This is a genomic window from Deinococcus psychrotolerans, assembly GCF_003860465.1.
GTDB classification, from domain to species: Bacteria; Deinococcota; Deinococci; order Deinococcales; family Deinococcaceae; genus Deinococcus; species Deinococcus psychrotolerans.
Map to the genome: position 1 here is coordinate 294,781 of NZ_CP034184.1, position 26,036 is coordinate 320,816.

A 26,036-nucleotide genomic window follows, 5' to 3' on the forward strand; every position below is an offset into this window, starting at 1 on the left:
CTCCCTGGAAACGGTGGCGAGCAAAACGGAAACTGAACTGGCGGGCGGCAGGTAATTCAGCTGGCAGAGGTGGTCGCGATCACCGGGGCGGCCGGTCTGCGGACGATCCTGGGGATAGCCTGGCGGACGAGGGGCGCTGCCGGTTGAGCACTCAAAGCGGGCGCTGCCTGTGGGGTGAGACGCGGCGTTGTCGCCGACTGGTGCGCCGCGATCGCTGATGGCTCCGGAACGCGTTGGACGGCCCGTACCAGACGGACAGCAGAGGTGTCTTCGGTCCGCCCTTCCTCGTCGGATCCCTCCGATTCATCCTCATGTGTTGACCGGAGACGTTCGGGTTTTTCTGAGGCCGGGTCCTGGCTGACCGACTGGCGCGGCGAGGCCACGACACTGACAGGGGCGTCCTGTGTAGCGGCCTCCCAGATCTGCGGAGCTGGCACCAATTCAGGCAGCCGGGCCGATATAGGGTCAGCTTGGGCCTGGGCAGTCTGCTGCTCCCCTGCCTTGGTGGGCCTGATGTGGGCCAGGGGTGAGTAGATAGCGGTGCCGAGGCCCACCGTCAGACTGAGGGCCATCAGGAGGGAAAGGCGGGTGGCGCGGACAGCATTAAATTTCTTCGGCTGCTTGGGCATGGCTTCTCCTGGGAAGAGATGGGGTGATGGGGTTTTCGCTTGAACCGCTGAAAGTAAACTGCTGAATGCAAGGTACCGGGCACTGGTTATCTCCAGGTTATGTGGCCCGTAATCGCCCGGTAATCGCGTCCGGGTAGCTTCACACCATGTCCCCAGCTCCCGTTGTCACTCCGCTCGGTGCTTGTCTGTCCCTGAAGGCGCGACCGAACCGCGTGCGCCTGAACACATGAGGATTCTGCTGGTCGAAGACGAGGCGGCCATTGCGCTGCCGGTGCGCCGCGCCCTGGCCGCCCAGGGGTATGAGGTGCAGGAAGCCGCCGATCTTACCCAGGCCCGTATGGTTCTCCAGAACTTCGAGCCAGACCTGGCGATCCTTGATGTCCGCCTGCCCGAGGACGAGTCCGGGGGCTTCACCCTGGCCCGCGAGATGAGAAGCGCCGGTTCGCAATCGGCTGTGCTTTTTTTGACGGCCCGCGACACCTTAGTAGACCGGCTCGAAGGCCTGGACCTCGGCGGCGACGACTACCTGACCAAGCCCTTTCACCTCTCCGAGCTGCTGTCGCGGGTGCGGGCCTTGCTGCGCCGGGTCAGCGAAACCAAGACCGACGCTCTGAGCTACGGCCCTTTGCAACTCGACCTCGTGACCCGGCAGGTGCAGTGGCGAGGCCAGCGTGTCGTGCTGGGATCACGGGAATATGACCTGCTCGAGCGGCTGGCCCGCACACCCGGCCGCGTCTATTCTCCGGAGGAACTGCTCGATTTGGTGTGGGCAGGCCGCGCCAGTGACCTCGGCGTGGTCAAGGTCTGCGTTCATCACCTGCGCGGCAAGCTCGGCCTGGAAGTCGTCCGGACCGAGGCGCGTGGCTACACGCTGGGCCTGAGCGCCACACGGTGAAGCTGCAAACCCGGCCAGTCAAGGCAACATAACCGGCGCGTTTCCGGTGGACTAGTAATGCTCGCGTAACAGGTCTGATCTAGGGTCAGGACGTTGAGCCAGACAAGTTCCGGTCGCGATTGGGACAGATTTCCCTGCATAAAAGAGTGCCACTCCTCTGCTCATTCGTTACCGCGCCCTGACGAGAAACATTTCTCAACATGAGGAGAATGCTATGAAATTTGCTCACTTTATGGCCACGCCAACTGGCCGTCTGCTCCGTGCGGCGGTCGGGTTGGCCCTGATCGGCCGGGGCTACTCGCTCGGCAATGCCGTGGTGATGGCGGTGGGTGCCGTGCCGCTTCTGGCCGGGAGCTTCAACGTCTGCCTGATCGCTCCCTTGCTGCACGCCCCGTTTCTTGGCCGGGACGCCGTCTGACCTAAGCTGCCGACCCGCTACTTGCGACGCTGGTGCGTGCCCAAAGTGGTGCGGCTGATCCTGGCCCAGACCCTCAACTTTCGGGGTCTCGCCGCTTGCCCAGAAATCCCTCAATTCGTCAAACCCTCTTCTTGGTCGCTGATTGTCACCAGACAAGCTGCTTTTCAACCGACATTCCATGACGTTGACTAGCGCCCCCAATTTTAAGGAGACATTATGAAACTGGTAAATTCCACATGGCTTTCCGCGCACCTGAACGATGAAAATCTCCGTGTCTTGGATGTACGGAGTGACGTGATGCAGTATCTTCCGGGTCACGTGCCGAACGCTGTGCATCTCTCGGATTTCAGCTTGCGTGCGCCCAAAAATGGCGTGCCCGCACAATACCTGAACCCTGAATCTCTGTGTCATCTTTTTGCACTTGCGGGCGTCACCGATGATCACCACGTCGTCGTCTACAGCCAGGGTGAGGGCGTGATTGGGGCCACCATGATCATGTACGCCCTCAATCTGATCGGGCACACCGATGTAAGTCTGCTTGATGGTGGCTGGACCGCGTACCGCAACACTCAGCGTGTATCGCAGCAGTACCCCATATATGGTGCTGCTCAGCTCACCGTGCGGCCCGAACCGGATGCGATGAGCATTTCTCTTGAGGAGTTGAAGGATCAGCTCGCCACGAAGAGGGCGACCTTCGTTGACGCCCGGCCCGAAGGTGCTTACCTGGGCGTGGAGAGTACCTGGATGCGGAACGGACATCTCCCCGGTGCCCTGAACGTGGACTGGCATTCTTTGGTTGAAGGCGCGAACTTGCATCAGCTGCGGCCATTGGAAGAGATCAAAGCTTTACTTGCCCTGAAAGGAGTGAGGAAAGATCAGAACATCGTCGTGTATTGCGGCACCAGTCGCGAGGCGTCGATTCTGTATTTGATCCTCAAGCACCTGCTGGACTACCCCCGTGTACGCCTGTATGAGGGCTCCTGGACAGAATACAGTTCGTTTCCTGAGCTGAAGATGGAAACCGGCCGACCAGTTCCAACCGTGTAACCAGCTTAAGGAGACTCCAGAAGCCGTCTGTCAGCGGAAGTTGGCGACATCGCCCTTCCTTGAAATCTGTTCAATCCCCGTTTCCACCCTGAACCCTTTTTTCTCCCCGAGCGTCACGAGAAAAGCGTATGAGTGCAGCTGAACGTCCCTCTCCCCAGACCACCAACCCGCCCGTGACCCCCAAACCCCAACCCAAAGTCAGCCGCTGGGCCTACGTCCTGATCGTCATCGGCGCACTGTCTCTCTTTGACCTGATTGGCCTCGACAACTGGGGCACGCCGCTGGTCATGATCGTGATCGGCGTGGCCCTCATTACGCGCCCGTACTCCTGGGGCCGCCCACTGACCCTCGGGCTGGTGACCGCGACGCTACTGGCAGCCGGAGGGTGGTACGTCCTGCGGCCTGCCGTCACCGGCACCTCGACCACCGAAACCCTCAGTCAGCCCCTCACGGCGGCCCGCGCCGAGATTGAGCTGTCTCCTTCCGTTGGGCAGCTGGACGTCGGGCCGGGCAGCGGCAGCACGCTGATCGAGGGCAGCCTGGGTCTGACCCGCAACGAGCGGCTGGAGCGCCGCACAGTGGAGCGCGGCGACACCCAGGTGGTGCAGTTGACTGCGCGGCAGATCAGGCCGAACAACTCGCTCTTCGGCAATCTCGGCCAGGACGACGCGCACTGGCTCGTGACGCTCTCGCCAGACGTGCCGCTGGTGCTGAAGGTCAATATGGGAGCCGGAGCATCGACACTCGATCTGGCCAACTTGAAGGTCACTGAACTGAGATTCTAGGGAGGAGTCGGACGCGCCAATCTACGGCTGCCCGCCACCGGACTCGTCTCCGCCGTGATCAAGAGTGGCGTCGGCCAGCTGAATGTCACCGTCCCAAGGGGCATGAAGGCGCGTGTGCGCGTCAGCAGCGGTCTGGGGACGGCAAAGGTGAAGGGCGATTCTTGCGTGACGGCGACACCTCCATTTCGCTGGGTTATGCACAGAGCGCGAACCGGGTCGATCTGTACATCGAAGTGGGTCTCGGCGCAGTCAACGTCGAGCAACTGAACCGTTGATGCCCCCTCTTCCTCACCCCAGCCGTAACGCTCTGGAAACAGAATACGGTCAGCATTCAACAGAGGACACGCTGCCCATTGACACCTCAGCGCGTCTCAGAACGACCGGGAGGTTCATCATGAAGACCGACAATCACCTTTTCAGAAACGCCAGCACCCTACTCATCGCCCTGACCCTCGGCGGCATGGCTTCGGCCATCGACTGGCGAACCGGCGACAGCGTGACCGTGGCCAAGTCTGAAATCATTCAGGACGATCTGTATGTTGCTGGCAATGATGTACAGATCGACGGCACCGTCAACGGTGATTTGTTCGTGGGGGGGCGCACGGTGACCATCAACGGCGACGTGCGCGGCAACCTCTGGGCATCGGGCGAGACGCTGATTCTGAGCGGCAAGGTCTCCCAGACGGCCCGCGTCGCCGGTTCTGTGATCCGCGTGCAGAATGGGGCCAACATTGGGCGCGATCTGCTGGCCGCCGGTTCAGAAGTTGTGGTGGCCCCTGGCGTCGTTATCGGACGCGACGTGGCCGTGGGCAGCTCTCAGGCTCAATTAGACGGCCGGGTGACCCGCAATGCCTACGTGGGGGCCAACGGCATCGAGATTGGCGGCGTGATCGGCGGAAACGCCAAAATGGCGGTTGGAGACACTGCTGTCCCGACCGGGAACAACTGGACAACGTTCAGCGACCCTGGCCTGCGGTTTACTCAGGGCGGGCGGATCGCGGGCGACCTGACCCTTCAGCGTTCCGACTCCGGCCAGGCGGCCCTGTCCGCCGGAGTGGTGGGTGGACAGGTGACGTATGCCTCCATCAATGGCGTAAACATTCAGCCCCGTCCCAATCCTTTCGCCAGCTTCCTGAGCGCCTTTGTCGGCATCGCGCTGGTTGGTCTGCTGCTCCTCTGGCTGGCCCGCCCCCGGCTGCTGGGCGTCTGGGAGAAATTGCGAGCTGCGCCCGCTGCCAGTCTCGGGTACGGCGCTGTGGCCTTTGTGGGTCTGCCTATCGCCGCATTGCTGGGTGTGCTGGCGCTCGGTCTGCTGGCTGGCGCGTTGATGCTGCTGCGCCTCGGCGGTCTCGGCCTGCCGCTGGCCTTCGTCGGAATGCCTGTGCTGCTGGGCGGCGCGACCCTGGTCGCGTGGCTGGCGCTGCTGGGCGCACAGGGCTTCGCGGCCTACCTGATCGGCACCTGGATCGTTCATGCGCTCCGGCCAAAAGTAAACATGGCTCCGGTCGCTACGGTCCTGATCGGTGCCCTACTTTTGGCGCTCGTCCTCCAGATTCCCGTTCTGGGTGCTCTAGCGACCTTGGCCGCGCTCCTGTTGAGCCTCGGAGCGCTGTGGCTGACCCTGCGCGGCCCACCCCGCCGCCCGGTCGTCCCCCAAATCAGCGTGCCGCAGGCGACCTGATCTCTGACTAGGCCCTTTATTCCACCCGGTAATGCCTGCCGTGAGCCTCGTCTTCTGTTCTCTGGGCGTCTTCGGCCTCTCACGCGTAGAGCTGCTGAGGTGTTCGCGCTCGGCCTGCCGGTAGGCACGTTTCTAAGTATTTCGGACTTGATCTTCAGATCACTAGGGCAGAGCCAGTGTTGACAAAGCGACATTGTCATGAGAATAGAGAGACTTCAGCTCTGTTACAGCAGTTCACAATAAGATCAGCAAGGTTCTTAATCGTTGTTCGCTACGAAACACCAAATTCTGGAGGGAATACAAAATGGAACAGAAATCAACTAAATATTCACGCAAAGACAGCAATTCAAGCCTCGGTATCGCCATTGGAGTGACGTTCGGGGCTGCGATCGGTGTGGCATTAGGAAATATCGCAATCGGTGTTGCCTTGGGAATGAGTGTCGGGGCTGCGATTGGTGCGGGCCTGGATAGCCAACATCGTAAGGGCAAAGAAAAATCTGGTGGCGAATAACCCGTGTAAGTGCGCCCGCCATAGTCCATTCTGAGCACCCTACACAACTTTTGAGGTCTCTCATGGCATCATCCGGCTCCAGACCTGCCCCGCTCTCCATCCTGAAACGGACGGCCCCCTATCTCGACGCCCGTCGTCTGGGCCTCACCCTAGGTATGGCCGCCCTTTCTGGACTGCTGTCCGCACTGGTGCTTCCACGTGGGCCGACCACCCAACTTCAGGCCCTCGCCCTGCTGGCTGCTGGCCTCAGTATCGGGCTGCTGGCGGGGGTCGTCACGCGCTCCCGCTGGTCGCTGCTCATCACACCACTCGTTCACGTCTTGGCTTTAGAGCTGGCCCGCCCTGGCCTGCTGGGGCCGACCGCCGGGGCCATCCGCCTGACCGAGATCTACGGGGTGCTGGCCTTCTTGCTGGGACGCGGGCTGTATGGGCTGGTCGTTCTGCTGCCGATGGTACTCGGGGCCTCCCTGGGCGTGTTCCTTGCCAGAAGGAATATCACAACGCGGCCAGGAGCCAGACCCCGCTGGATCGTCCCTGGCCTGATTGTCTCTGTGCTGGTCGCCCTTACCGTGCAGATCGCGCTTCCGGCCCGCACACCGCCCATCCTCGGCGCAGACGGCCAGCCCTTGCCCGGTAGCGTCGCCGAACTGACCACCGTGCGGCTCGGTGGGCATGACCAGACCATCATGATTCGTGGGTACAGTACCGAGAAGCCGGTGCTGCTCTACCTCAATGGTGGCCCTGGCATGAGTGGCCTGCCGTATACCCGCGTGGTGCTGAACGACCTGTCGCGCGATTTCGTGATCGTGGACTGGGATCAGCGCGGGGCGGGCAAATCCTACCCCGCCATCGACCCGACCTCCACTTTGACGCCCGCGCAGGCGGTCAGCGATACCATCGAACTCACCAACTCCTTGCGTGCGCGTTTCGACGAGCAGAAGATTTATCTGGTCGGCGAATCCTGGGGCAGCCTCCTAGGCGTGCTGGCCGTGCAGAAGGCACCCGAGCTGTTTTACGCCTTCATCGGCAGCGGCCAGATGGTCAGCGTACGTGAAACCGACCGCCGCATCTATAAAGATGTGCTCGATCTTTCGGCGCACACAGGCAACCCCGGCCTCGCCGCGAAGATGCGCAGCTACGGCCAGCCGCCGTACGCCGACCTACCTTACGCCAATGTCTTCGCCCTGGGCCAGTACGACGCGCTGTACAAGCCGTACACGCCCTCGGCGGCGTACCGGAAGCTGGGAGCCACGTCTGGCATCGGCCCCTACGGTGTGTTTGGCAGCGAGTACAACCTGATCGAAAGATTTGACGTGCTGCGCGGCTTGATGGACACGTTCACGGTGATGTACCCGCAGATCCAGAACATCGATTTCCGGAGGGACGCCAGAACGCTGGAGGTGCCGGTCTACATTCTTGACGGCACCAGCGAACTGTCGGCCCGGCGCGACCTGACACTGGAATGGTTCGCGGCGCTCCGGGCCCCCATCAAGACTCTGGTGCCCTTCGAGAACGCCGCTCACTCGGTGGCCTTCGAGCAATTCGAGAAATTCGGCGTGCTGATGCGTGAAACAGTGCTGCCCCAGACGTATGCAAGCCCGTGAGGGGCGGTGTGCGCTCGTGGCGGCGAGGACATCAGTGAAGGCGCATCTCTCAAGGAGGACAGCATGACCCGCCTTAAGACCATAAAAGCCAAAACAAATAACCGTTCCGCTTTCGGGGTGGGATTTTTCATCAGTATCGGGGCTGGCGTGGGCGTGGTGGCCGGGACTTTGCTCGGCGACCTCGTGGCTGGAATGATGTACGGTGCCGGTGCTGGCGTGGTGGTGGGTGCGGTGGTGGAGATGTACCGCCGTCAACCCTCCCCGCCTGCACCACCCCACACGGCTCAACCTCCCCGCCCAACTGGTCTGCGCTGGCTTATTGGCTGCCTCGTCTTCCTCGGTGTCAGTGCACTGTTTGGCGGCGTTGTGCTGGTGGGCAGTCCATCCGGTGAGTGGCTGCACATTCCGCTGACCGTCCTCCGATATTCCCCGTTCAGCGACTTCCTGATTCCTGGTCAGATCCTGGGGACGGTGTTCGGCGTCGGCTCACTCCTCACCGTGCTGGCACTGTGGATGCGTCCGGCCTGGCCACTGGGCACTGCGCTGACCCACTCTACAGGTGAGTACTGGGCCTGGAGTGCCGCCGTAGCCCTGGGTCTGGGGCAGATCATCTGGATCGTCACGCAGATACTGATGGTGCGCGGCGTTGATGGGCTGCAAGTGGTCTACGGCACCCTCGGCGCGCTGATCGTGATGCTGGCCTGTCTGCCGGGCGTGCGGCAGTATTTCGCGCTCCGTCCAGACCTGCTCCTTTCAGGGCGGCCCCGGTGAGGTGGCCTGGATTTGCTAAGCGCCATCCAGTCTGGTTCGTGACGCTGCTGGAACTCGCTGTGATCGTGGTGTATGGGCTGACCGGCACCATCGCCCACTTCGCTGAGCTGCCCGGCGAGTTCGTCAGTATCGTTGCCAATGTGATGCTGATCGTGCTGGCCGCCGGATTGCTGACCCGGCTGGGGTGGTGGCGCACCGCCGGATTCAGGCTGCCTGTCCGGCCACGCGATCTGCTATGGTTCGTCCCTCTGCTCTTGCCAATCGGCTTCAGTCTCGCCGCAGGCACCGAGTTCAAGGGGTGGGTGCTGACCTCACAACTGCTGATCTCGGCTCTCCTGATCGGTTTCGCTGAGGAGGCCTTCTTCCGGGGGCTGATGCTGAGTGCCCTGAAGACCAGGGGGTTCTGGACAGCCGCCGTTGTGTCGTCGGTGCTGTTCGGGTTGTCGCATACGCTGAACCTGCTCTCGGGCAAAAGCGGCGCGGAGATTCTGATTCAGGTCAGCTATGCCCTGGCCATTGGCTTTTGCTTCGCTGCCACCGTGCTCAGGACAGGGCTGATCTGGCCGCTGGTGCTCATTCACGCCCTGATCGATTTCACCAGCTTTCTCGGTAAGGAGGGGACTTCACCTGCCTGGAATGCCCCTGCTGGCATCGGCGTTACGTTCGCGTTCATGTCCTACGGTCTGTACCTGATGCTGCACCGGCAAAGCCCAGGCGTGAAGGTGGCCGCCGCATGAGTCGGCCGCACCTTCCCAGCGGGGTCGGAAGATTTTTCGTCCTCACCTTCGCGCTGACGTGGCTGCTCTGGCTACCGATGCTGCTGGCTGGCCACCACCTGATCGGCCCAGTGATCGGCACAGTGCAGAGTACCCTGCTGCTAGCGCTAGGAACGGCTGTACCCAGCTTCGTGGCGCTGGCGCTGGCAGCCCGCAGCGGCGGCGCGGCGGCGCTGCTGTGTGGACTCACACGCTGGCGGCTCCCCGCCCGCTGGTACGCCGCCGTGCTGCTGATTCCTGCCGCGCTGATGCTGACGGCAGTGGGGCTGGACGTACTGCTGGGCGGCACTGCACCGTCCTTTGCCTCGCCCGAACGCTGGCCGCTGGTGGCCGTGAACTTCCTGGCCGTGCTCTTGATCGGCGGCCCTCTGGGTGAGGAGCTGGGCTGGCGCGGCTACGCCCTGCCCCGGCTCGACCTAAAACTGAATTCAACCGCTGCCGCTGTGCTTCTCGGGCTGGTCTGGGCCGCCTGGCACCTGCCGCTGTTCCTGCTGCCGGGGACACCACAGGCGCAACTGCCCCTCGTCTGGTTCGTGCTTCAGACCGTGGCCTTCAGCGTGCTGCTGGCCTGGGTCTATCGGCGCACTGGAGGCAGTCTGCTGCTGGTCGTGTTGTTGCACGGCGTGGTCAACACCTTGGCTGGCCCCTTGCGTGTTCTCCCCACCGCCGGAGGCACGCTGCGGCCTTACATCCTGATCACCCTGCTCACGGTGGCGGCAGCCCTGCTGGTGAGCTGGCAAGGACAGTCTGGCAGGCCAGTCAGAATGCTCGGCGCTCCTACTGCTGCCCTGGAGAACCGATGAACACAAGATCCCGACACGGCACGCCCGCTTCACCCCCGCGCCTCGCAGAACCGTCTTTGCCTTCTGTAAACCGGCACTGGGAGCGCTGGCAACGCGCTAGCTTGTGGAGCGTTGCCAGCCTGGCAGGCCTGCTGATCCTGGGCTGGCTGGGTCTTCAGGTCACCCCCGCGCCATTCCCAGCCATTCCAGGGACGGCGGCGACACCATCGTCCATCCCACTGCTACCCAATCTGCCTGCACCGGTTGAGCGGTTTTACCGCCTGACCTACGGCGAGTGCATTCCGGTGATCACCTCGGCCATCATCACGGGCCGGGCCGCCATCCGCCCCATTCCCGGCGGCCCCACCCTGCCTGCCCGCTTCCGCTTCATTCACGAGGCGGGCCGCAACTACCGCCACTACATTGAGGCCACCTGGTTCGGCCTGCCGATTCTGCGCGTCAACGAATCGTACCTGGACGGAGTGAGCCGCATTGAACTGCCCTGGCAAAAGAGCGAGGGCAATCCCCAGACCGCGCAGGCAGCCAACTTGGGCCTGTGGGCCGAGACCACCTCGATGCCCGCCGTGTTTCTGACCGACCCAAGGGTGCGCTGGCAGGCCGTGAACGACGCCACTGCACTGCTGGTCGTCCCGTTCGAACAGGCGCATGAAACCTTTGTGGTGCGTTTTGATCCCACCACGGGTCTCCCGACGCTGCTGGAGTCGATGCGGTTCAAGGGCGAAACGGACACGCACAAGACGCTGTGGTCAAACGGGCTTCTCCGCTGGGCCAGCTTCGGCGGGATCACGCTGCCCAGTGTCGGCACTGCTGCCTGGGCTGATGACGGTCGACCCTGGGCCGTCTTCACCACCGAGAGCATCGGCCTGAACACGGACGTGCGCCAGTCTGTGCGGGCCAAGGGGCTATGACATGAAAAGTTTCCTTCACTGGGGCGCAGGGATCATCCTCGCCCTACCTGGTCTGATTTATCTCTTGGGCTTCGCAGCCTGCTTGCGCCTGGCGACGGACGCTCCCCTGATAAATACCCTAACCGAGTTGCTGTACAGCTCAAGTGAATTGGAGCCGCCATGACCAGCCACCCCCTCCAAGTCCACTGCGCCTTTCTCCAATCACCATCGAGGTACTTCGGCTGGGTCTTTGCCGCCTCGCTTCCCTTCTATGCCCTCGGAATCCTCGCACCGCAACTCAAGCGCTTGATCCCTTTTGGCTTACCCATCAGTACCCTGATGATTTTTTGTCCGGCGGGTGTTGCCATCAGTTTGACCTACCGTTACGAAGGTCAGGCAGGTGTACGGCGCTTGCTGGGTCGAGTGTTCGATTACCGAGTTATCCCGAACAAAACCTGGCTGCTGCTTTCCGTGGGCATCATGCCTGCCGCTATGCTGTTCTCTTACGCTGTGCAGCTACTGCTTGATCCGTCCTTGCCGCAGGCTGTTTGGTCACTCACGCTGGTGTTCAGCTTTGCCGTGTACTTTTTTGGGGCAATAAGCGAGGAGCTGGGCTGGACGGGTTACGCGCTCGACCCACTGCAACACCGGTACGGTTGTCTGGTGGCCAGTGTGGGCCTGGGCACGCTGTGGTGGCTGTGGCACGTCATCCCTTACCATGTCACTGGACGCTCAACGGATTGGATTCTCTGGCAGGGTCTGGCCACAGTGATGTTTCGTATCATCATGGTTTGGATTTACAACCACGCTGGGCGCAGCGTCCTGACCTCCATCCTGTTCCACGCCGCCATCAACACCAGCATTGATGCTTTTCCCGTGAGCAGTTCCCATTACGACCCGAAGGTCATGGGCCTGATGCTGCTCGGGCTGACCCTGTTGGTGGCTGTAGGCCCGAAGTTTCTGACGATGGTAGCTTCCCCGAAGCGCGTTGACTCTCGATGACCCCAGCTTCAATCCGAGGCGTGTTCATCATGCCCGATCAACCCATTCTGGTCGCCTACGCCTCTCATACCGTGAGCACCGAAGAAGTCGCTGAAGCTATCGCAACAGCCCTTCAGGAACATAGTGCGCGGGTGGACATGCATCCGGTTCAAGACGTCACCGCCCTCAAGTCGTGCCGTGTTGGTGGGTAGCGCTATTCACGCCCTGAAGTGGTTGCCGGAGGCCGCCGAGTTTATCAAGCGGCACACAACTGAACTTGAGCAGTTGCCTCGTCTGATCTACTTCTTCTGCGCCACCCTCCGCGAAGATACGGCCGAGCATCACCGTGAAGTCCTGGCGTATCTGAACCCGGTGCGGGCGATCCTCGAACCACTGGAGATCGGGCTGTTCGCGGGCAGACTCGACGCGTCCAGGCTGCCCCTTCTCGAACGAATGCTGGTCAAAGCCGTGAAGGGCGACTAGCGCGACTGGGAAGCCATCCACGAATGGGCGGGCGGGGTCTGGGAGCATCTCGAGCATGGGGAGGGGGAGGCCGTGGCGTGAACGCAGGCCATCGGGTGCGGCTGGTGAAGATGAGGAGCCAGACATGCATCACACTTTGCAGAACATTTTTTCGATCCAAGGGGAGAGATTTATGACGACTCGTTGTTTGACACCCACTGTGGCGCGATGTCTGGGCACAGTCCAGGCCAGGAGCGAAGAGGTCTCACTGAGCGTGCCCGGCGCAGAATTGCACGCGACCCTGACCATCCCGGACAGCGTGGGCTGTCCGCCGGTGCTGATGATCCTGGCAGGCAGTGGCCCAACCGACCGCGACGGCAACAGTCCAATCGGTGTCCACAGCAACGTCTACCGTAAGCTGGCCCGGGCACTTGCAGGAGCTGGATACGCCGTCCTGCGCCCGGACAAGCGCTTAATCGGTGAGAGCACCGTCAGCGATCCGCGAGAAGATGTTCTGACCTTTGGCACCTACATTCAGGATGCTGAAGCCTGGCTCCGCTGGCTGGATGAACGGACCGATCTGGCGCAGGTGGGCGTCATTGGCCACAGCGAGGGGGCCCTGATCGGTTTGGGAGCTGCCCTCGACACGCCGGTGGGCGCTTACGTGAGCCTGGCTGGGGCCGGAGAGAACGTCTTTAGTCTTGTTACCCGTCAGCTTCACGCGAACACCGCGACCCCGGTTCTGCTGCTTCAGGAAGCTGAACGGATTATGGTCTCGCTGCGGGCAGGTCAAACGGTAGCCGCCGTCAGCCCGGAGCTGATGGGCTTGTTCCGGCCCAGCGTGCAGCCCTACATGATCTCCTGGATGAGACTTGACCCTCCAGCTATGCTGAGTCGCCTGAACGTGCCTGCGCTGATCGTGCAGGGCGACCGGGACGTGCAGGTTTCGGTGCAGGACGCCCAGAACCTGGCAGCGGCCCAGCCGAAGGCCCAGCTGAGCGTCATCGCGGGCATGAACCATATTCTGGTGGACGCGCCCGCCGCGCTGCCTGAGAACTTGGCGACCTACGCCCAGCCGGAGTTGCCACTCAACACCGAATTGGTTCAGACCCTGACGCATTTTCTGGACCGGGTGATGAAGTGAAGGCGTCCCATACCGGCGGTGTCTCCGGTTTGTCCGTGCCCCTTCACTTGACGCAGCAATCATGGCCCGGCAGCTTTTAGGAGAATTCAGGGCGCATCAGAACGGTAATTCAGTGGTAATGGCCTTCTTCTAGGCTTGTAGTTGTCAAGAATATTGAGCGGACAACTGCTCGGGAGGAAGGTGTCATGAACGTTCAGAACAAGACGACGGTCTCAGAGGCTGCGGCCATCCCTACAGACTCCACCTTTGTGGAAGAGCTCCAGATGAGCGGCGCAGATCTCGTCGGGCAGCTTCATGAATTGATGAAGGAAGGCAATGCCCGCCGCGTGACAGTGCTGAATGAACACGGCGATGAGCTGATTAGTATTTCGCTGACCCTCGGCGCGGTGGCGGGCGGGCTGGTGGCCCTCTCGGTTCCTGCGCTGGCTGCCGTGGGTGCCCTGGCCGCCCTGGCGACCCATGTGAAGGTGATCGTGACCCGTGACAGCCCTGCCCAGGCACCGGTAGAGGAAGGGCTTCCGGAACAGGTCGCCATGACCCCGTGAACCGTTCTTCACCGAACCCGAGCCGCCGTTAGATCCTCAAGGTTCTGGGTCTGGTGTGGCCGGGATCCCTGAACCAGCCAGTCGAGGCGGCGAGTGTCCATGGGCAGTTCGGGTGTGAGCTGGGACTGGGCTACACGCTACTGCGACTGCCCGTCATATTCACCCAGGAGGCTGGTCAGGAAGGTCTTCGCAGCTTCAGTATCCCGGTGTCTCTGAAGAAGAATGTCAAGCACGAAGCCGTTCTCGTCCACCGCTCTCAGAGCCAGTGGCGAACACCATCAACGCTTGTACAGACCTCATGCAGGTACCATCGGGAACCCCGGCGGGGTTCCCGGTAGCGCAGGTCTTCCGCGAAGAGAGGTCCGAATTTAATGCACCATTCGCGGAGGGTTTCATGGAGGAGTGGCGTCCTCAAGGGCGTCCGTTCACGACGATACTGACCTCAATGCTGCGCTGATGCAGCAATTCCTGAACGTCCCTGTAGACCAGGGGAAAGCGGTGATACAGCCACACGGCCTGCTGGATGATAGTCATCGGGAAGCGGTGGGGGTAGGGCGTTCCTTCGGTCACGGTGGGCAGCCTACCCCAATCCGGTTGAGGCAACACAACCCAGCGTTGTCATCCCCCAGAATTCCCATTCAGGGACTGGAATGCTATTCGTTCTCCTCCATCAGGCTCAGAAAGGCACGAACGACGTCCGGATCAAAATGCTGACCAGACTGCCGTTCGATCTCTAAAACAGTGCTCTCGTGACTCCAAGCGTCCTTGTAAGGCCGTTCGCTGATTAGGGCGTCGTACACATCGCAGACCGCGAAGATCCGCGCATTCAGCGGAATGTCTGTTCCAGTGAGGCCATCCGGGTAACCGCTGCCGTCCCAGCGCTCATGGTGCGAGCGGATGACGTCCAGTGTTTGTGCAGAGAGTCCAGCGATCCGGGTAGCCAGGTCGTGCCCCTGGACGACGTGGCTCTGCATGACGGCCCACTCCTCCTGGGTCAGGCGTCCGGGTTTTCTGAGCAGCTCGTCCGGAACGTAGAGTTTTCCCAGGTCATGCAGGTAGGCCCCCTTGCGCAGGTAGTGGAGATCAGTGGTGTTCAGACCGAGATGTTCGCCGAGCCGCGCCGCCATCATGGCGGCGCGGTGAGTGTGGCCACTGTTCCCGAAGTCCCTGGTTTCGAGGACGAGGCCGAGCGTCAGCATGCCCGCTTCCAGAATCGAGCGGACTTCACTCACCGCGCGGCGCAGTTCGAGAGCATGCTCTAGGCGTAGCGCGGTGAGTTCCACGATCTTTCGCATCTGCGGCGTGATGGTCTGCCAGCGGTTCACGGTGCGCAGGATGATGGCGGCGACTACCTGCCCATGACTGAAGACCGGTGTGACGAGGCCACTCTTGACACCCTGCGCGATCACACTCGGCATGCTGTCCAAAATGCTCGGGTAATCGGTACTCCACGCCGTCGTCCGCGTGCGGTGCACCGTATCGACCAGTCCAGTCTCGGCGAGAGGTACCCGGACATTCAGGGCCGGTTGTGGAGCCGGAACACCCTCGCGGAGGGCCTGATGGGAGAAGAAGGCTTCGTCGCCATCGATGATGGCGTAGGCGGCCTGATCGAAGTTGAGCAGGTTCAGCAGTCGGTTCAGGCTGTGCTGAATCAGGTCTCCAGGATCCTGAAGGGCCTCGAGTTCCTGAGAGAACGTCACGAAGGAGTCGGCTTCGCGCTGGCCTGGGACGGCTTCCCGGAGTAGTTCTTTGCGGAGTTGGAGTTGTTCGTCAGCGATAGCGAACGCACGCTCGTAAGCCGTATCGGCTTCCCAGATGGTCAGACCGACGGTGAACGCCAGGATGTCCGGTATCGGACCCGGCAACGCACTGTTCGTCTCATCCAGCAGCTCCTGGAGCGCCGTTTGATCATGGCCGGGCATGAGGATCACGAACTCATCTCCGCCCCACCGGCAAATCAAGGCTTCCGCAGGCAACGCTTCTCGCAGGGCGAAGGCGACGGTACGGATGTGAGCGTCTCCGCCGCTGTGTCCGCGCAGGGTGTTGACGCTCTTCAGCAAGTTCAGGTCGAGGATGGCCAGAACGTGCGGGAAGATCAGGGTGCGTTGCGCTCGCACGAAGGCAATTCGCGTGAGGCAGCCGGTCAGCGCGTCGAAGTCGGTATGCGTGGTCGTTCCGGTGCTTCTGGGAAGTGGCCGGACGTGTACGATCAGACCGCCCTGATTTGGGTAGATGATCAGACCGATCCATCCCTGATGGCGATCACCCAACACTTCCAGTTCCGTCCGCTGCTGAGTCGACAGAACGTGCCTGAAAGCGGCCATGACTTCAGGTTGGGCTTTCGTCGGAAGGGCGTCCTGATAGCCCCGCCCGAGCAATTCGTGAGATTCCTTTTCCCAAGCGTTCAGGGCGAAGGCGTTCACGAAGGTCAAGCGTTCATGGGCGTCGAGGATGAAGATGACGTCTTCTACCCAGTCGAACGGGTGCACACTGCCGGGCTGGAAGAGAGGAAGCATACGACAGATTAGTCCTTAAGCAATGACAGAAGATTCGCGGCCTCAGGGAACGACGGGTCTGCCTCGAGGATGCGCTGTAAGCGAGAGTGGTGATCGTCTTGCCGCTTAGACCGTGTTCACCGGCCCAGATATTTCGAGATTCCAAGGTCTACTGCGGTGCTCCAGGCTGAAAAATCCGGGCTGCACGTGCGTCAGCTGCTCCAGCAATTCTGGAGGGTAGTGAAGATCAATCGGTTCATGATGAGAACATTTCCAGTCCGCCCGCCGGAGGAGAAACCGGTACTGGGAAGGAAGCAGGTGTGACGCAGCCGTCAACGTCTGCTGACACCCGCACCTCTATGTTGCGGGCACCACTCTGTTCAAGTACTTGCCTGGCCGTCCTCGCCAATTCTGCCGTGCCGTGAACAAGTATCAGAGAGGTGCCGGAGCGGATCACGGCGGTGTAGGCCTGCAACGTCTCTGGGGTGAGGCACCGAGACAGCACCGCTTCGAGGAAGCCTTCCCACCAGGTCTGGGCGTCGAAGGGTGCGGCGTCCGCGCGCGGTGAGGGGCTCAGTGGGTGACGCGAAAGGGTGGGTTGCGGCTGCAAACTCAGGGACACCATGGCAATGTCTCGGAGTGGCAGGCCCGCACGGTAAAGGATCCAGACGGCCTGCATGGCGTCGGCGTGGCTGTCGGAGCGTGCGCTAACGATATGGGGCATGGTCGGTTCTCCTGGAGTAGGCCGGGGGTGGATGGCTGAAGGGACTGAGCCGTTATGCGCTGACTTCCAGCATGGCCGCCCGCTGCGATTCCTCAGTCTCGCTTGACTGGGAGGGGGCGGTTTTTGGGGCGCGGATCAGCAGCACGGGCATCTCGACCAGACACATCACTTCCTCGGCGACACTGTCCAGAACGGAATGCTGCGGCTCGCTGCGACCGCGGGTGCCCATCACCACCAGCGAGCATTGTTGCTGCTCGGCCACATCGGCAATCGCCTGAGCGATGTCTGAATCGCCGTCCTCCAGACACAGCAGGCGGATGTTAGGGGAACCCATCGCGATGTGGGCGTCTTCCAGCAGGCGCTCACCTTGAGCCTTGGCGCGTGCACTGGCCCCCAGATTGCTGGGGGCAAAAGCCGAATCGCCGTAAATCATGGGGAGCGGGAGCACGACGTACAGCACGGTCAAGGTACTGTGGTGGCAACGCGCCATTTCGGCGGCCACCGGCAGGGCGAGTGCGCTGAGTGGACTGCCGTCAATGGGGACAAGGATATGGTCAAACACGGGGAACTCCTTGAATGCATAGACCGTTGGACACCGGCCTCTGCATCGGCTTTTTTCTGAGATGGATGGTTGGCGAGTTGACCTGGACGGATCAGGAATTACGCGCGGTGATCGCCCCCGTTCCCGGACAGCCACTTCTCGTTCAACGGCCAGGGAGCGTTCCACATCAGTTTGAAGGCCTTGCCTCTGATGGTCCTGAGGTCTTGATCACTCCAATCCTTGGCGCGTTCGACGAGCAGGTCGATGGCCTGCTCCTTGGTGTTCAGGCGTTCGACGCGGACTTGTGCCCGTTTGCCGCGCCCCCATTTTTCTTTGAGGTGGAGGTTGAGGGTGCGCTTGCCGTTCAGGGTGCCCGCAGTCAGCGTGACCACTGGGGCGCGTGCTTTGCTCTGTTTTTTCATGTTTTCCTCCTTGGTGCAGTGAGGTGAGACAACGCACAAGCGACGAGGGGAGTGTGAAACATGCGGTTCCCACGCTCCTTCTGTTCTCTCTCAGTAGCGGGTGAGCATCACCATGCCGCCAGTTGCCGCCAGCTCGCCGTCGTCCACGAAGACCGCCCGCCCGCCGCGTTGCATGACGTGTTCGATCATCTCGTCCACGGCGTCGGCGGCGTCGTCCGGGCCATCTCCACCGCTGGGCAGCCGGGTCAGGCGGCGGCCATCCTCGCTGATCTGCGCGGGGAAGTGCAGGTTTTGCTCGACCACCATGGTGTCCACCTTTCCGTCCAGCGCGGCTTGCCAGGCTTCATCCAGATCCGAGACCGTCCGGTTGTGGCCGCTGGCCTGCTCAATCTGCTCGAAGATGCCCTGGCGGCGTTCGCGCAGAGCCGCCTGCATCTGGGGCCAGATGAGTTCGCCCAGATCATGGGCACTCAGGTGATCATGGCCGCCCTCGACATCCGTGACGATCAGCTCCGTGTTACGGCTGACCCGTTTGAACATCCCCAGGTTCTCGGACACGCCCACCAGCACCACCGGGAAGGGCAGCGCCTGCACCGCCCCGCGCAGGCCGGTGTCTACCTGCCGCATGAACTCTTCCAGCGCCCGCTCGATCTCGCGGCTGGGCGAGGCCCCGATGCCCATCTGAACAGTCACGCCGGTGCCGGGGCCATTGTATTCACGTGGGAAGCCGTAATCCCGAACCTCGTGCAGATCAGGGCCTCGCCCCAGATACAGCCGGGTGGGTTTTTCCGTGAGCATCAGCGCCAGGTACTGCGGCGTGCGGTTCATGGCGAAGACCAGATCACGGGTCAGGAAGGTGTCGTCCAGCACCACGCGTTCCGGCAAACGGTAAGGCAGCTTGAAGACCTCCTGATAGGCGGCGCTGACAAACAGGGCCAGCCCGTCCAGGTTGTGCTCGTGGTTCACGCTGTCGGCCAACTCTTGAATCTGTTCTCTGAGCTTCAGCGTCTCGCGCTTGCCGTACTCGGCTTCCAGGCGGTTCGTGGTCTCCGTCACCAGATTCTTGAGGCGAATCGGGTCTTTCTGGTTGTCTGGCGAGGTGCGGTAGGTGGGAAGCGTGATAGTGATGCTGGGCCGGGCGCTCAAGCCTTGCAGGTGCTTAACGGTAGCGAGATTGAACATAATAGGTTCTCCTGTGTTGTTGGGTGTTTGAGGTAGGGCGTCTGACGCCGAGAGCCCAGAGGGGCGTCGCGGTCAGATTTATTGGTCGCTCAGTCCAGATCGGTGAGGGTCAGCTCAGTCGGCGGCGCTCTGATTCGGTCACCCGTTCTGTACGCTGCTCCGAAGTGGCCCTTGCAAACCATTCCGGTAATTGCGCGATGGAAAACACGATCTCGCTGCCGGGCCTTGGAAGGACAGGGCCTCCATCGTCAGCCCAGACGGACAGGGCCAGCTTCTTGGCTGGACTCAACGGAGCTGGGGCGTCTGGAGCAATGGTCGATGCGGGTTTGGCTTGCATAAATCATCACACTTCCTCTGGCAGGAAACACCCATTTTATGCTCTTGTTGTTAGAGGAGACATGCTTCCCGCTGAAATCATTCTACCTTATTTATCGTAAAGATGCCTGATCAAATTGGAGACCAAAAAATAAATTTCTGTGTTAATATTTAAGAAACGGCAGCATTTCAAAAATAAACCTAAATGACCCTGCTACTCAAAAATTTCTCTTACGAAAAAGAGTAAAACTTGAGGTTCTGCTAGAAACAGAGGTGATTTCAGGATTGTCCTGCTCGGCTTTGCCAAGAGAAAATCTGGAACGTCCGGTTTCGCCTGACCCAAGTTGCTGTCCCCTCTCAGCAGTCCAGCGCAGGGCTATGTCTACTCCGGGTGCTGCTGTCTGCACTAAAGCATCGTCTCAGCTCCCGCCGGTGGCACGCGCCACATCACAGGCATGCTGGGCCGCATCGCGACTCCACACACTGAAATCCACCGCAACAAGCATCTGGCGCAACACAGGCGTGACCTCCTCGGTTCTCTGTCACCAGCTTGGTCTACGCGCCTTACCGTCCCGTTACCGGAAGACTTTCGCGGCGGCCTGAATTGGGCACGCCGATGTACAGCGCGTCTTGTCTGAGGGTAAAGCCCAGTGTTCGGGCGGCCTGCGTAAGAAGTGCTTGCTCATGCACCGTCCAGGTTCCCACGTGTGGCGGACGCGAGACGGCCAGCACCGCCTCCAGCGTGCCGGACTGGCCGACGATCGGCACCGCACCTGCGGCAGTTGGCTTCGTTTCAGGTTCGGCGGTCAGAAGGAGCGAGATATTCTCGGCGTACTGCGCTTCACCGGTCTGCACGACCTGACGGCAAAGCGCAACGGCGTCCAGCGGCAGAGCGCCGAGTTCCAGAAGCGGATGAAGTTCAGGGGGGATTTCGCCCCAGACCCTGTTGATCCGCAGCACGCCGAAGTCCACCAGGAAGATGAACAGTGACTCCAGCTTCAGCGCCGCGCCCAAAGCCTCAAGGGTCAGGTGCGCCACTTCGTCGAGTGTTCCAGCGGGCTGAAGGGCGTCGGCCAGCTTGAGTCCCAGCTGGGCGCGTTCCAGTGAATCATGCACCTCACTGCCGTCCGGCTCGAAGCTGAGCAGCGTGGCCCCGACCGCCCGCTGGGCCAGGTGCCGGGCGCAGGGGGCGTGGCTCCCGATCTGGTGGGGGCAGGTGAAATCGCTTTCCTTGAGGCGCTCGGCCAGCGCGGTCGTTTCCAGCATCGGCGTGTCGGCAAGGTCGCTGCGCAGATACTTGATGAAGCGCCGGTAGTGCTCGACGGCGGCGTACTTGCTCTCGACGCTCGCCAGGCAGGCCATCAAGTCCTGATGGTAGTTCTCGCCGATCAGCGGGTCGGCCCGCAGCGCCTGCGCCAGATGCCGGATCGCCAATTCGCATTCAGCGGCCTCGCAGTGCAGCATCGACAGCTCCAGGGTGGCCCGCACATAGCTGGCCTTGTATTCCTCACGGACGGTGTCTGCCCAGTCGGTGCGCACCTCGGTCAGGTACTCGCCGCCGTAGAGGTCTGCGGCCCGCTGGAGAGCTTCGCGGGTGGCCTGGGTTCCGGAAGGAAGGCCAGTGCCAGCAAGCTGAGCTTCATGCAGCGCGACCTGCATGGCAAACACGTCACTGGTGGCCAGCACCTCTGGACTCAACCGGTAGCGCTCGTAATCCTTGAAAACCGACTCGGTCTTTCCCAACGCTGTGCGCACCCGGTGAAGCGCGACCCGGAAGCGGTTGCTGCTGGCTGCGTTTTCGTTTTCTTCGTCAGGCCACAGGGCCTGAGCCACGTCACGCTGGCTGCGTCCGTCTGGAAACGAGAGCAGGTAGAAGAACAGGTCGCGGGCGCTGGAAGCGTGCCAGACGATGTCCTGACCATCTATGGTGACACGGGTGTGTCCGAACGTCACGATCTTGAGTGTAGGCATAGCGTCCCCTTAATGAGTAGAAGAGAACGTGCACAGCGGTTTCCACGCCGTTCTGAACCTAGGATAGTGCGCACTGACTGGTGTTAGATATGGTTTTGACCAAGACCACGCTGTTCAGTGGGTGAAACCTGTGGGTAAACATGTACAGTCACGGTTCGCCCCGGCTTCCAAGCTGCCCACCACCGCGCCGGGAAAAGCAGTCCAGCTTAGTAACGGTCTCGTAACATCCGCGCATCAGAGTCGCTGCATGGAGACGACGCTGATGAGCTACGGTTGCGGCGTCGCTGTATATCGGGCGGGTGGTTGACATGGCGGCCTTCTGGGCTCCGGCTGGATTCTGGTCATCAGCAGAGCCGGGGCATGGTGGGAAGCACGACGAATCAAAGCGCAATGATCAACAGGACGAAAGGTCTGGAGGGACATGACGGCTGACGCAGTTGCCAAGGAAGCTGGTGTGACCCTTTTTACCAAAAGTCCCGGCCTCAGCAGTCAGGCGGCGGCTGAACTCCTGGCCCAGATTGGCCCGAACGAGATTTCGACCTCGAAACCAAAACCGCTGATCTTCCAGCTCCTGGCTTACTTCGTTCAGCCGCTGATCGCCATTTTGCTGATCGCGGCGGTCATTTCGGGCGTCTCGGGCGACTGGCTCAACGCCGCCATCATCATTGTGATCGTGCTGGGCAGCATCGGGCTGGACTTCTACCAGACCCGGCGCTCGCAGGTGGCCGCCGAGTCGCTGCGCTCTCAAGTCGCGCCCACGGCCACGGCCAAACGGGACGGCGTCTGGAGCGAACTGCCAAGGTCAGCGCTGGTGCCGGGCGACCTGATTCGCCTGACAGCAGGCATGCTGGTTCCCGCCGACGCGCAGCTCCTGACGGCCGCTGACTTGCACGTCCAGCAATCGGCCCTGACCGGTGAATCGATGCCGGTGGAGAAGACGGCCAGTCTGAGCAGTTCAGCGGCGCTGGACAACTCCACTCCAGAAAATCCAGCCGACGCCAGCAATCTGGTGTTCATGGGGTCGAGCGTGGTCAGTGGTCGGGCCGAGGCGCTGGTGAGCGCCACTGGCGCACGCACCACCTTCGGCGGCATCGTGACCAGCTTGGCCCGCCGCGCCCCGGAGACCGAGTTCGAGCGCGGCATGAAGTCGTTCAGCTTGTTCATCGTGCAGATCGTGCTGTTTCTGACGCTGTTCGTGTTCGCGGTCAATACGCTCCATAAACGCGACCCGCTCCAGTCGCTGCTGTTCGCCGTGGCGCTGGCGGTGGGCCTGACGCCGGAGTTTCTGCCGATGATCACCACCATCACACTGTCAAATGGGGCGAGCCGCATGGCGAAGAAAAAGGTGATCGTCAAGAACTTGTCGAGCATCCAGAACTTCGGGCAGATGGATACGCTGTGCAGCGACAAGACCGGCACGCTGACCGGCGGCGTGATGACGCTGGCGGGCCGCCTGAACCCGGCGGGCGCGCCTTCCGAGCGCGTCTTTATGCTCGCTTACCTCAACAGCTTGTTCGAGACCGGCATCACCAATCCGCTCAACACCGCCATCCTCGACACCACTGTTTCCGGTATCAAGGGAGCCGATCCGCTGGATCAGGCTATTTTGAACGCCGATCACCCGGACGTGCAGCTGTACCGCAAGCAGGACGAAATGCCGTTCGATTTTGAGCGGCGGCGGGCTTCGGTGGTGGTCACCAAGGCAGGCGAAAGCGGCCACCTGATGCTGACCAAGGGGGCACCGGAGAGCGTGCTGGCGGTCTGTACCACTTATGAACACAGTGGTGAGGGTGAGCACAGCAGTGAGGATGAACAGAATGCAGGTGCGCTGCCGCTGGACGCCGCCGCCCAGGCCCGTATCTCGGTGGTCTATCAGGGCTTCTCCGCCCAGGGCTTGCGGGTCATCGCGGTGGCGCGGCGGGACATCCTGGAAGCAGATCAGCAGCCCGCCTACCAGGCCAGCGACGAGCATGATCTGACCCTGGTGGGCTTCGTGACCTTTCTCGACCCGCCGCTGCCCGACGCCCGTGAGGTGCTGGACGAACTGCGGGCCAAAGGCGTGGCCGTCAAGATTCTGACCGGCGACAACGAACTGGTCGCCCGGCACGTCTGTGAGGCGGTGGGGCTGGACGTGGGCCGGGTGGTGCTGGGCAGCGAACTGGCGGCCATGACCGACACCGCGCTGCTTCAGGTCGCCGAGGCCAACACGGTGTTTGCCCGCGTGGCCCCGGCCCAGAAAAACCGCATCATCTTGGCGCTCAAGGCCCGCAAGCACGTGGTCGGGTACATGGGTGACGGGATCAACGACGCGCCCAGCCTGCACACCGCCGACGTGGGCGTCAGCGTGGCCGGGGCCACTGACATCGCCAGAGACGCCGCCGACATCATCTTGCTGGAGCCGGGACTGCGGGTGCTGCTCAGCGGCATTCTGGAAGGCCGCCGGGCCTACGGCAACGTCATGAAGTACCTGCTGATGGGCACCAGTTCCAACTTCGGCAACATGTTCAGCATGGCTGGGGCCTCGGTCTTCCTGCCGTTTTTGCCGATGCTGCCGACGCAGATTCTGGTCAACAATTTCCTGTATGACCTGGCGCAGATCACCATTCCCAGTGACAATGTGGACGACGCTTTCATCCAGAAGCCGCACCACTGGGATATCGGTCTGATCCGGCGCTTCATGTTCTGGATCGGGCCCATCAGCTCGGTTTACGACTTCCTGACCTTTTACGTGCTGCTGCGGATTTTTCATGCCCGCGAAGCTGAGTTTCATACCGGCTGGTTTATCGAGTCGCTGGCGACCCAGACGCTGGTGATCTTCGTGATTCGCACCTTCGGCAACCCGCTGAAATCGAGGCCCAGCCGTCCTCTGGCGCTGGCGGCCACCCTGGTGGTGCTGGTCGGGGCGCTGCTGCCGTTCACTCCTCTCTCGGGACTGCTGGGCTTCGTGCCGCTGCCACCTCTGTATTTCGTCTTCCTGATTGGAGCTACGTTGACCTACCTGGGCCTGGTGGAATTGGTCAAGCGCCGCCTGTTCGGGCAGGTGATGGGCTGAGAAGATCTCTCCTTCTCAGCCCATCATGAGCTGTACTGGCTCTTCAGCGTCGTGCTCGAGCTTGAGACTCAGCAGGCCTTTAAGCACCTGCCGGAGTTGCTGTGCAACCTCCACGTTTCGGGAACAACTGGAAACGCAAGCATACTTTTCTGATGCTGCTCATTTTCACAAATTTCAGTCGCGCCGCCCAACTTGGCGTCACCTCGGGGACTATGCAGGGAGCTGAGGAGATTTAAGATTCAGGCAGACCGAACCGTTGTAAGCGGCCCTATCAAGCAGGATCATGACGAGACCGTTGCCAGAAAGCGGCCTTGTTCCTAGAGGACAGGTGTGTCAGGTTGATGAAATGAACAGGGAACGCCCGTGAAGGTCGGTGTGGTTGGTGCAGGACTCGTCGGAGCGACAGCGGCCTTTGCAATGGTGCTGCGCGGCAGCTGCTCAGAGCTGGTGATGGTGGACAAGAACGAACAGCGCGCCGAGGCTGAGGCCGCTGACATCGCCCACGCCGCGCCGATGTCGCACGCCGTCCGGGTGTCGAGCGGCGGCTACGAACAGCTCAGCGGTGCCCGTGTGGTGGTGCTGGCAGCGGGCGTCAACCAAAAACCGGGCGAGTCACGGCTCGATCTGTTGGCCCGTAACGCCGCCGTGTTCCGCGAGGTGGTGCCGCAGGTGGCGCGGGCCGCTCCGGACGCTGTCTTGCTGGTGGCGACCAATCCGGTGGACGTCCTGACGACCCTGACGGCCCGGCTGCTCGCCCACTCGTCCGCGCAGCCAGTGATCGGCTCGGGCACGGTGCTCGACAGCGCCCGCTTCCGCAGTCTGCTGGCTGGGCGATCAAGGCTAGATCCGCAGAACGTTCACGGCTACGTCATCGGTGAGCACGGTGACTCGGAAGTGCTGGCTTGGTCGGGCGTGAGTGTGGCCGGACAACCCCTCGGAGAATTTCTGGAGGGACGCGGCATCCTCTTTGATGACGTGTTCCGCTCGGAGATCGACGCGGCGGTGCGCGGCGCGGCGGCGAAGATCATTGGAGGCAAGCAGGCGACCTATTACGGCATCGGCGCGGCGCTGGCGCGGATTACCGAGGCGGTGTTGCGTGACCGCCGCAGCGTTCTGACGGTGAGCGCTGCGGCATCCGGCGACGTGGCCTACAGCTTGCCCAGAGTGGTGGGCGGCGCGGGAGTGCTGGAGACCTTGATGCCCAAACTGGACGCGCCAGAGCAAGAAGCGCTTGAGCGCAGCGTGGCAGTGATCCGCGCGGCGGCGGCACACCTCTAAATGCAATGCTGGGACGAACCTGCACGGCAATTGGTCGCCGTACCGGCTAACGGGCGTCTAGCTTAGATGGTCTTTTGCGGCCTGTGCAGTCTCGGGGTCTTCCTCGCGGGTTACAAC

Annotated in this window: 25 protein-coding genes and 1 pseudogene; 18 read left to right on the forward strand and 8 right to left on the reverse strand. The window is 61.7% G+C overall.

Annotation, left to right across the window (positions count from 1 at the left end; genetic code table 11):
- Positions 1 to 56 precede the first annotated feature (56 nt).
- On the reverse strand, positions 57 to 629 hold the full coding sequence (locus EHF33_RS15090) for a hypothetical protein (protein WP_124873652.1): 573 nt from the start codon (positions 627 to 629) through the stop codon (positions 57 to 59).
- Positions 630 to 810: 181 nt separating this feature from the next.
- Here EHF33_RS15090 and EHF33_RS15095 point away from each other — a divergent pair, with 181 nt between their 5' ends.
- The 16 genes from EHF33_RS15095 to EHF33_RS15165 all read left to right on the forward strand — a co-directional run bounded on the left by EHF33_RS15095 (position 811) and on the right by EHF33_RS15165 (position 13,939).
- The gene (locus EHF33_RS15095) at positions 811 to 1,524 is read left to right on the forward strand and encodes a response regulator transcription factor (protein ID WP_241191336.1); all 714 of its coding nucleotides are present in this window, start codon (positions 811 to 813) and stop codon (positions 1,522 to 1,524) included.
- Between the two features lie 214 nt (positions 1,525 to 1,738).
- Positions 1,739 to 1,942 (forward strand): YgaP-like transmembrane domain, encoded by a 204-nt coding sequence (locus tag EHF33_RS15100; protein WP_124873654.1) that lies wholly within the window; start codon positions 1,739 to 1,741, stop codon positions 1,940 to 1,942.
- Between the two features lie 216 nt (positions 1,943 to 2,158).
- Positions 2,159 to 2,989, forward strand: coding sequence for a sulfurtransferase (locus EHF33_RS15105; protein WP_124873656.1), 831 nt, complete (start codon positions 2,159 to 2,161; stop codon positions 2,987 to 2,989).
- A gap of 128 nt (positions 2,990 to 3,117) precedes the next feature.
- Positions 3,118 to 3,774 carry a toast rack family protein gene (locus EHF33_RS15110; RefSeq protein WP_124873658.1) on the forward strand — a complete coding sequence of 219 codons (657 nt, stop codon included), beginning with the start codon at positions 3,118 to 3,120 and terminating at the stop codon, positions 3,772 to 3,774.
- A 394-nt stretch (positions 3,775 to 4,168) separates the two neighbouring features.
- Positions 4,169 to 5,455 carry a bactofilin family protein gene (locus EHF33_RS15115; RefSeq protein WP_124873660.1) on the forward strand — a complete coding sequence of 429 codons (1,287 nt, stop codon included), beginning with the start codon at positions 4,169 to 4,171 and terminating at the stop codon, positions 5,453 to 5,455.
- Positions 5,456 to 5,759: 304 nt separating this feature from the next.
- Positions 5,760 to 5,966 (forward strand): glycine zipper domain-containing protein, encoded by a 207-nt coding sequence (locus tag EHF33_RS15120; protein ID WP_124873662.1) that lies wholly within the window; start codon positions 5,760 to 5,762, stop codon positions 5,964 to 5,966.
- Between the two features lie 62 nt (positions 5,967 to 6,028).
- A complete protein-coding gene (locus EHF33_RS15125) occupies positions 6,029 to 7,570 on the forward strand; it encodes an alpha/beta fold hydrolase (RefSeq protein ID WP_124873664.1) in 1,542 nt (513 codons plus the stop codon).
- 63 nt (positions 7,571 to 7,633) lie between these two features.
- Positions 7,634 to 8,341, forward strand: coding sequence for a hypothetical protein (locus EHF33_RS15130; RefSeq protein ID WP_124873666.1), 708 nt, complete (start codon positions 7,634 to 7,636; stop codon positions 8,339 to 8,341).
- The gene (locus EHF33_RS15135; protein WP_124873668.1) at positions 8,338 to 9,078 is read left to right on the forward strand and encodes a CPBP family intramembrane glutamic endopeptidase; all 741 of its coding nucleotides are present in this window, start codon (positions 8,338 to 8,340) and stop codon (positions 9,076 to 9,078) included. The genes EHF33_RS15130 and EHF33_RS15135 overlap by 4 nt, the downstream gene beginning before the upstream one ends.
- Positions 9,075 to 9,920, forward strand: coding sequence for a CPBP family intramembrane glutamic endopeptidase (locus EHF33_RS15140; protein ID WP_124873670.1), 846 nt, complete (start codon positions 9,075 to 9,077; stop codon positions 9,918 to 9,920). Before EHF33_RS15135 ends, EHF33_RS15140 begins: the two co-directional genes overlap by 4 nt.
- Positions 9,917 to 10,828, forward strand: a complete 912-nt coding sequence (locus tag EHF33_RS15145) for a DUF6544 family protein (RefSeq protein ID WP_206431633.1) — start codon at positions 9,917 to 9,919, stop codon at positions 10,826 to 10,828. The genes EHF33_RS15140 and EHF33_RS15145 overlap by 4 nt, the downstream gene beginning before the upstream one ends.
- Positions 10,829 to 10,987: 159 nt before the next feature.
- A complete protein-coding gene (locus EHF33_RS15150; protein ID WP_124873672.1) occupies positions 10,988 to 11,809 on the forward strand; it encodes a CPBP family intramembrane glutamic endopeptidase in 822 nt (273 codons plus the stop codon).
- 29 nt (positions 11,810 to 11,838) lie between these two features.
- Positions 11,839 to 12,000 carry an NADPH-dependent FMN reductase family protein gene (locus EHF33_RS21175; RefSeq protein ID WP_164473548.1) on the forward strand — a complete coding sequence of 54 codons (162 nt, stop codon included), beginning with the start codon at positions 11,839 to 11,841 and terminating at the stop codon, positions 11,998 to 12,000.
- Positions 11,987 to 12,271 carry a flavodoxin domain-containing protein gene (locus EHF33_RS15155; RefSeq protein ID WP_164473549.1) on the forward strand — a complete coding sequence of 95 codons (285 nt, stop codon included), beginning with the start codon at positions 11,987 to 11,989 and terminating at the stop codon, positions 12,269 to 12,271. The genes EHF33_RS21175 and EHF33_RS15155 overlap by 14 nt, the downstream gene beginning before the upstream one ends.
- Positions 12,272 to 12,524: 253 nt before the next feature.
- Positions 12,525 to 13,394, forward strand: a complete 870-nt coding sequence (locus EHF33_RS15160; protein ID WP_241191337.1) for an alpha/beta hydrolase — start codon at positions 12,525 to 12,527, stop codon at positions 13,392 to 13,394.
- Positions 13,395 to 13,579: 185 nt separating this feature from the next.
- On the forward strand, positions 13,580 to 13,939 hold the full coding sequence (locus EHF33_RS15165; protein ID WP_124873678.1) for a DUF4342 domain-containing protein: 360 nt from the start codon (positions 13,580 to 13,582) through the stop codon (positions 13,937 to 13,939).
- A gap of 152 nt (positions 13,940 to 14,091) precedes the next feature.
- Here the strand turns inward: EHF33_RS15165 and EHF33_RS21540 are convergent.
- The 7 genes and pseudogenes from EHF33_RS21540 to EHF33_RS15200 all read right to left on the reverse strand — a co-directional run.
- A pseudogene (locus EHF33_RS21540) lies at positions 14,092 to 14,509 on the reverse strand (IS6 family transposase); the annotation flags it as partial.
- Positions 14,510 to 14,592: 83 nt separating this feature from the next.
- The gene (locus EHF33_RS15175; protein WP_124873680.1) at positions 14,593 to 16,455 is read right to left on the reverse strand and encodes an HD domain-containing phosphohydrolase; all 1,863 of its coding nucleotides are present in this window, start codon (positions 16,453 to 16,455) and stop codon (positions 14,593 to 14,595) included.
- Positions 16,456 to 16,690: 235 nt separating this feature from the next.
- On the reverse strand, positions 16,691 to 17,158 hold the full coding sequence (locus EHF33_RS15180) for a DUF3105 domain-containing protein (protein ID WP_124873682.1): 468 nt from the start codon (positions 17,156 to 17,158) through the stop codon (positions 16,691 to 16,693).
- Between the two features lie 52 nt (positions 17,159 to 17,210).
- Entirely contained in the window at positions 17,211 to 17,720 is a 510-nt protein-coding gene (locus EHF33_RS15185) for a universal stress protein (protein WP_164473552.1), read from the reverse strand.
- Positions 17,721 to 17,818: 98 nt separating this feature from the next.
- A complete protein-coding gene (locus tag EHF33_RS15190) occupies positions 17,819 to 18,121 on the reverse strand; it encodes a hypothetical protein (RefSeq protein ID WP_124873686.1) in 303 nt (100 codons plus the stop codon).
- Between the two features lie 90 nt (positions 18,122 to 18,211).
- Positions 18,212 to 19,303, reverse strand: coding sequence for an AOC03_06830 family ribosome hibernation factor (locus EHF33_RS15195; RefSeq protein ID WP_124873688.1), 1,092 nt, complete (start codon positions 19,301 to 19,303; stop codon positions 18,212 to 18,214).
- 879 nt (positions 19,304 to 20,182) lie between these two features.
- Entirely contained in the window at positions 20,183 to 21,589 is a 1,407-nt protein-coding gene (locus EHF33_RS15200; protein ID WP_124873690.1) for a BTAD domain-containing putative transcriptional regulator, read from the reverse strand.
- A gap of 421 nt (positions 21,590 to 22,010) precedes the next feature.
- Between EHF33_RS15200 and mgtA the strand changes: the two genes are divergently transcribed.
- Positions 22,011 to 24,641, forward strand: coding sequence for a magnesium-translocating P-type ATPase (gene mgtA, locus EHF33_RS15205; protein ID WP_124873692.1), 2,631 nt, complete (start codon positions 22,011 to 22,013; stop codon positions 24,639 to 24,641).
- A 363-nt stretch (positions 24,642 to 25,004) separates the two neighbouring features.
- Complete coding sequence (locus EHF33_RS15210) at positions 25,005 to 25,919, forward strand: L-lactate dehydrogenase (protein ID WP_124873694.1); 915 nt, start codon at positions 25,005 to 25,007, stop codon at positions 25,917 to 25,919.
- Positions 25,920 to 26,036 lie beyond the last annotated feature (117 nt).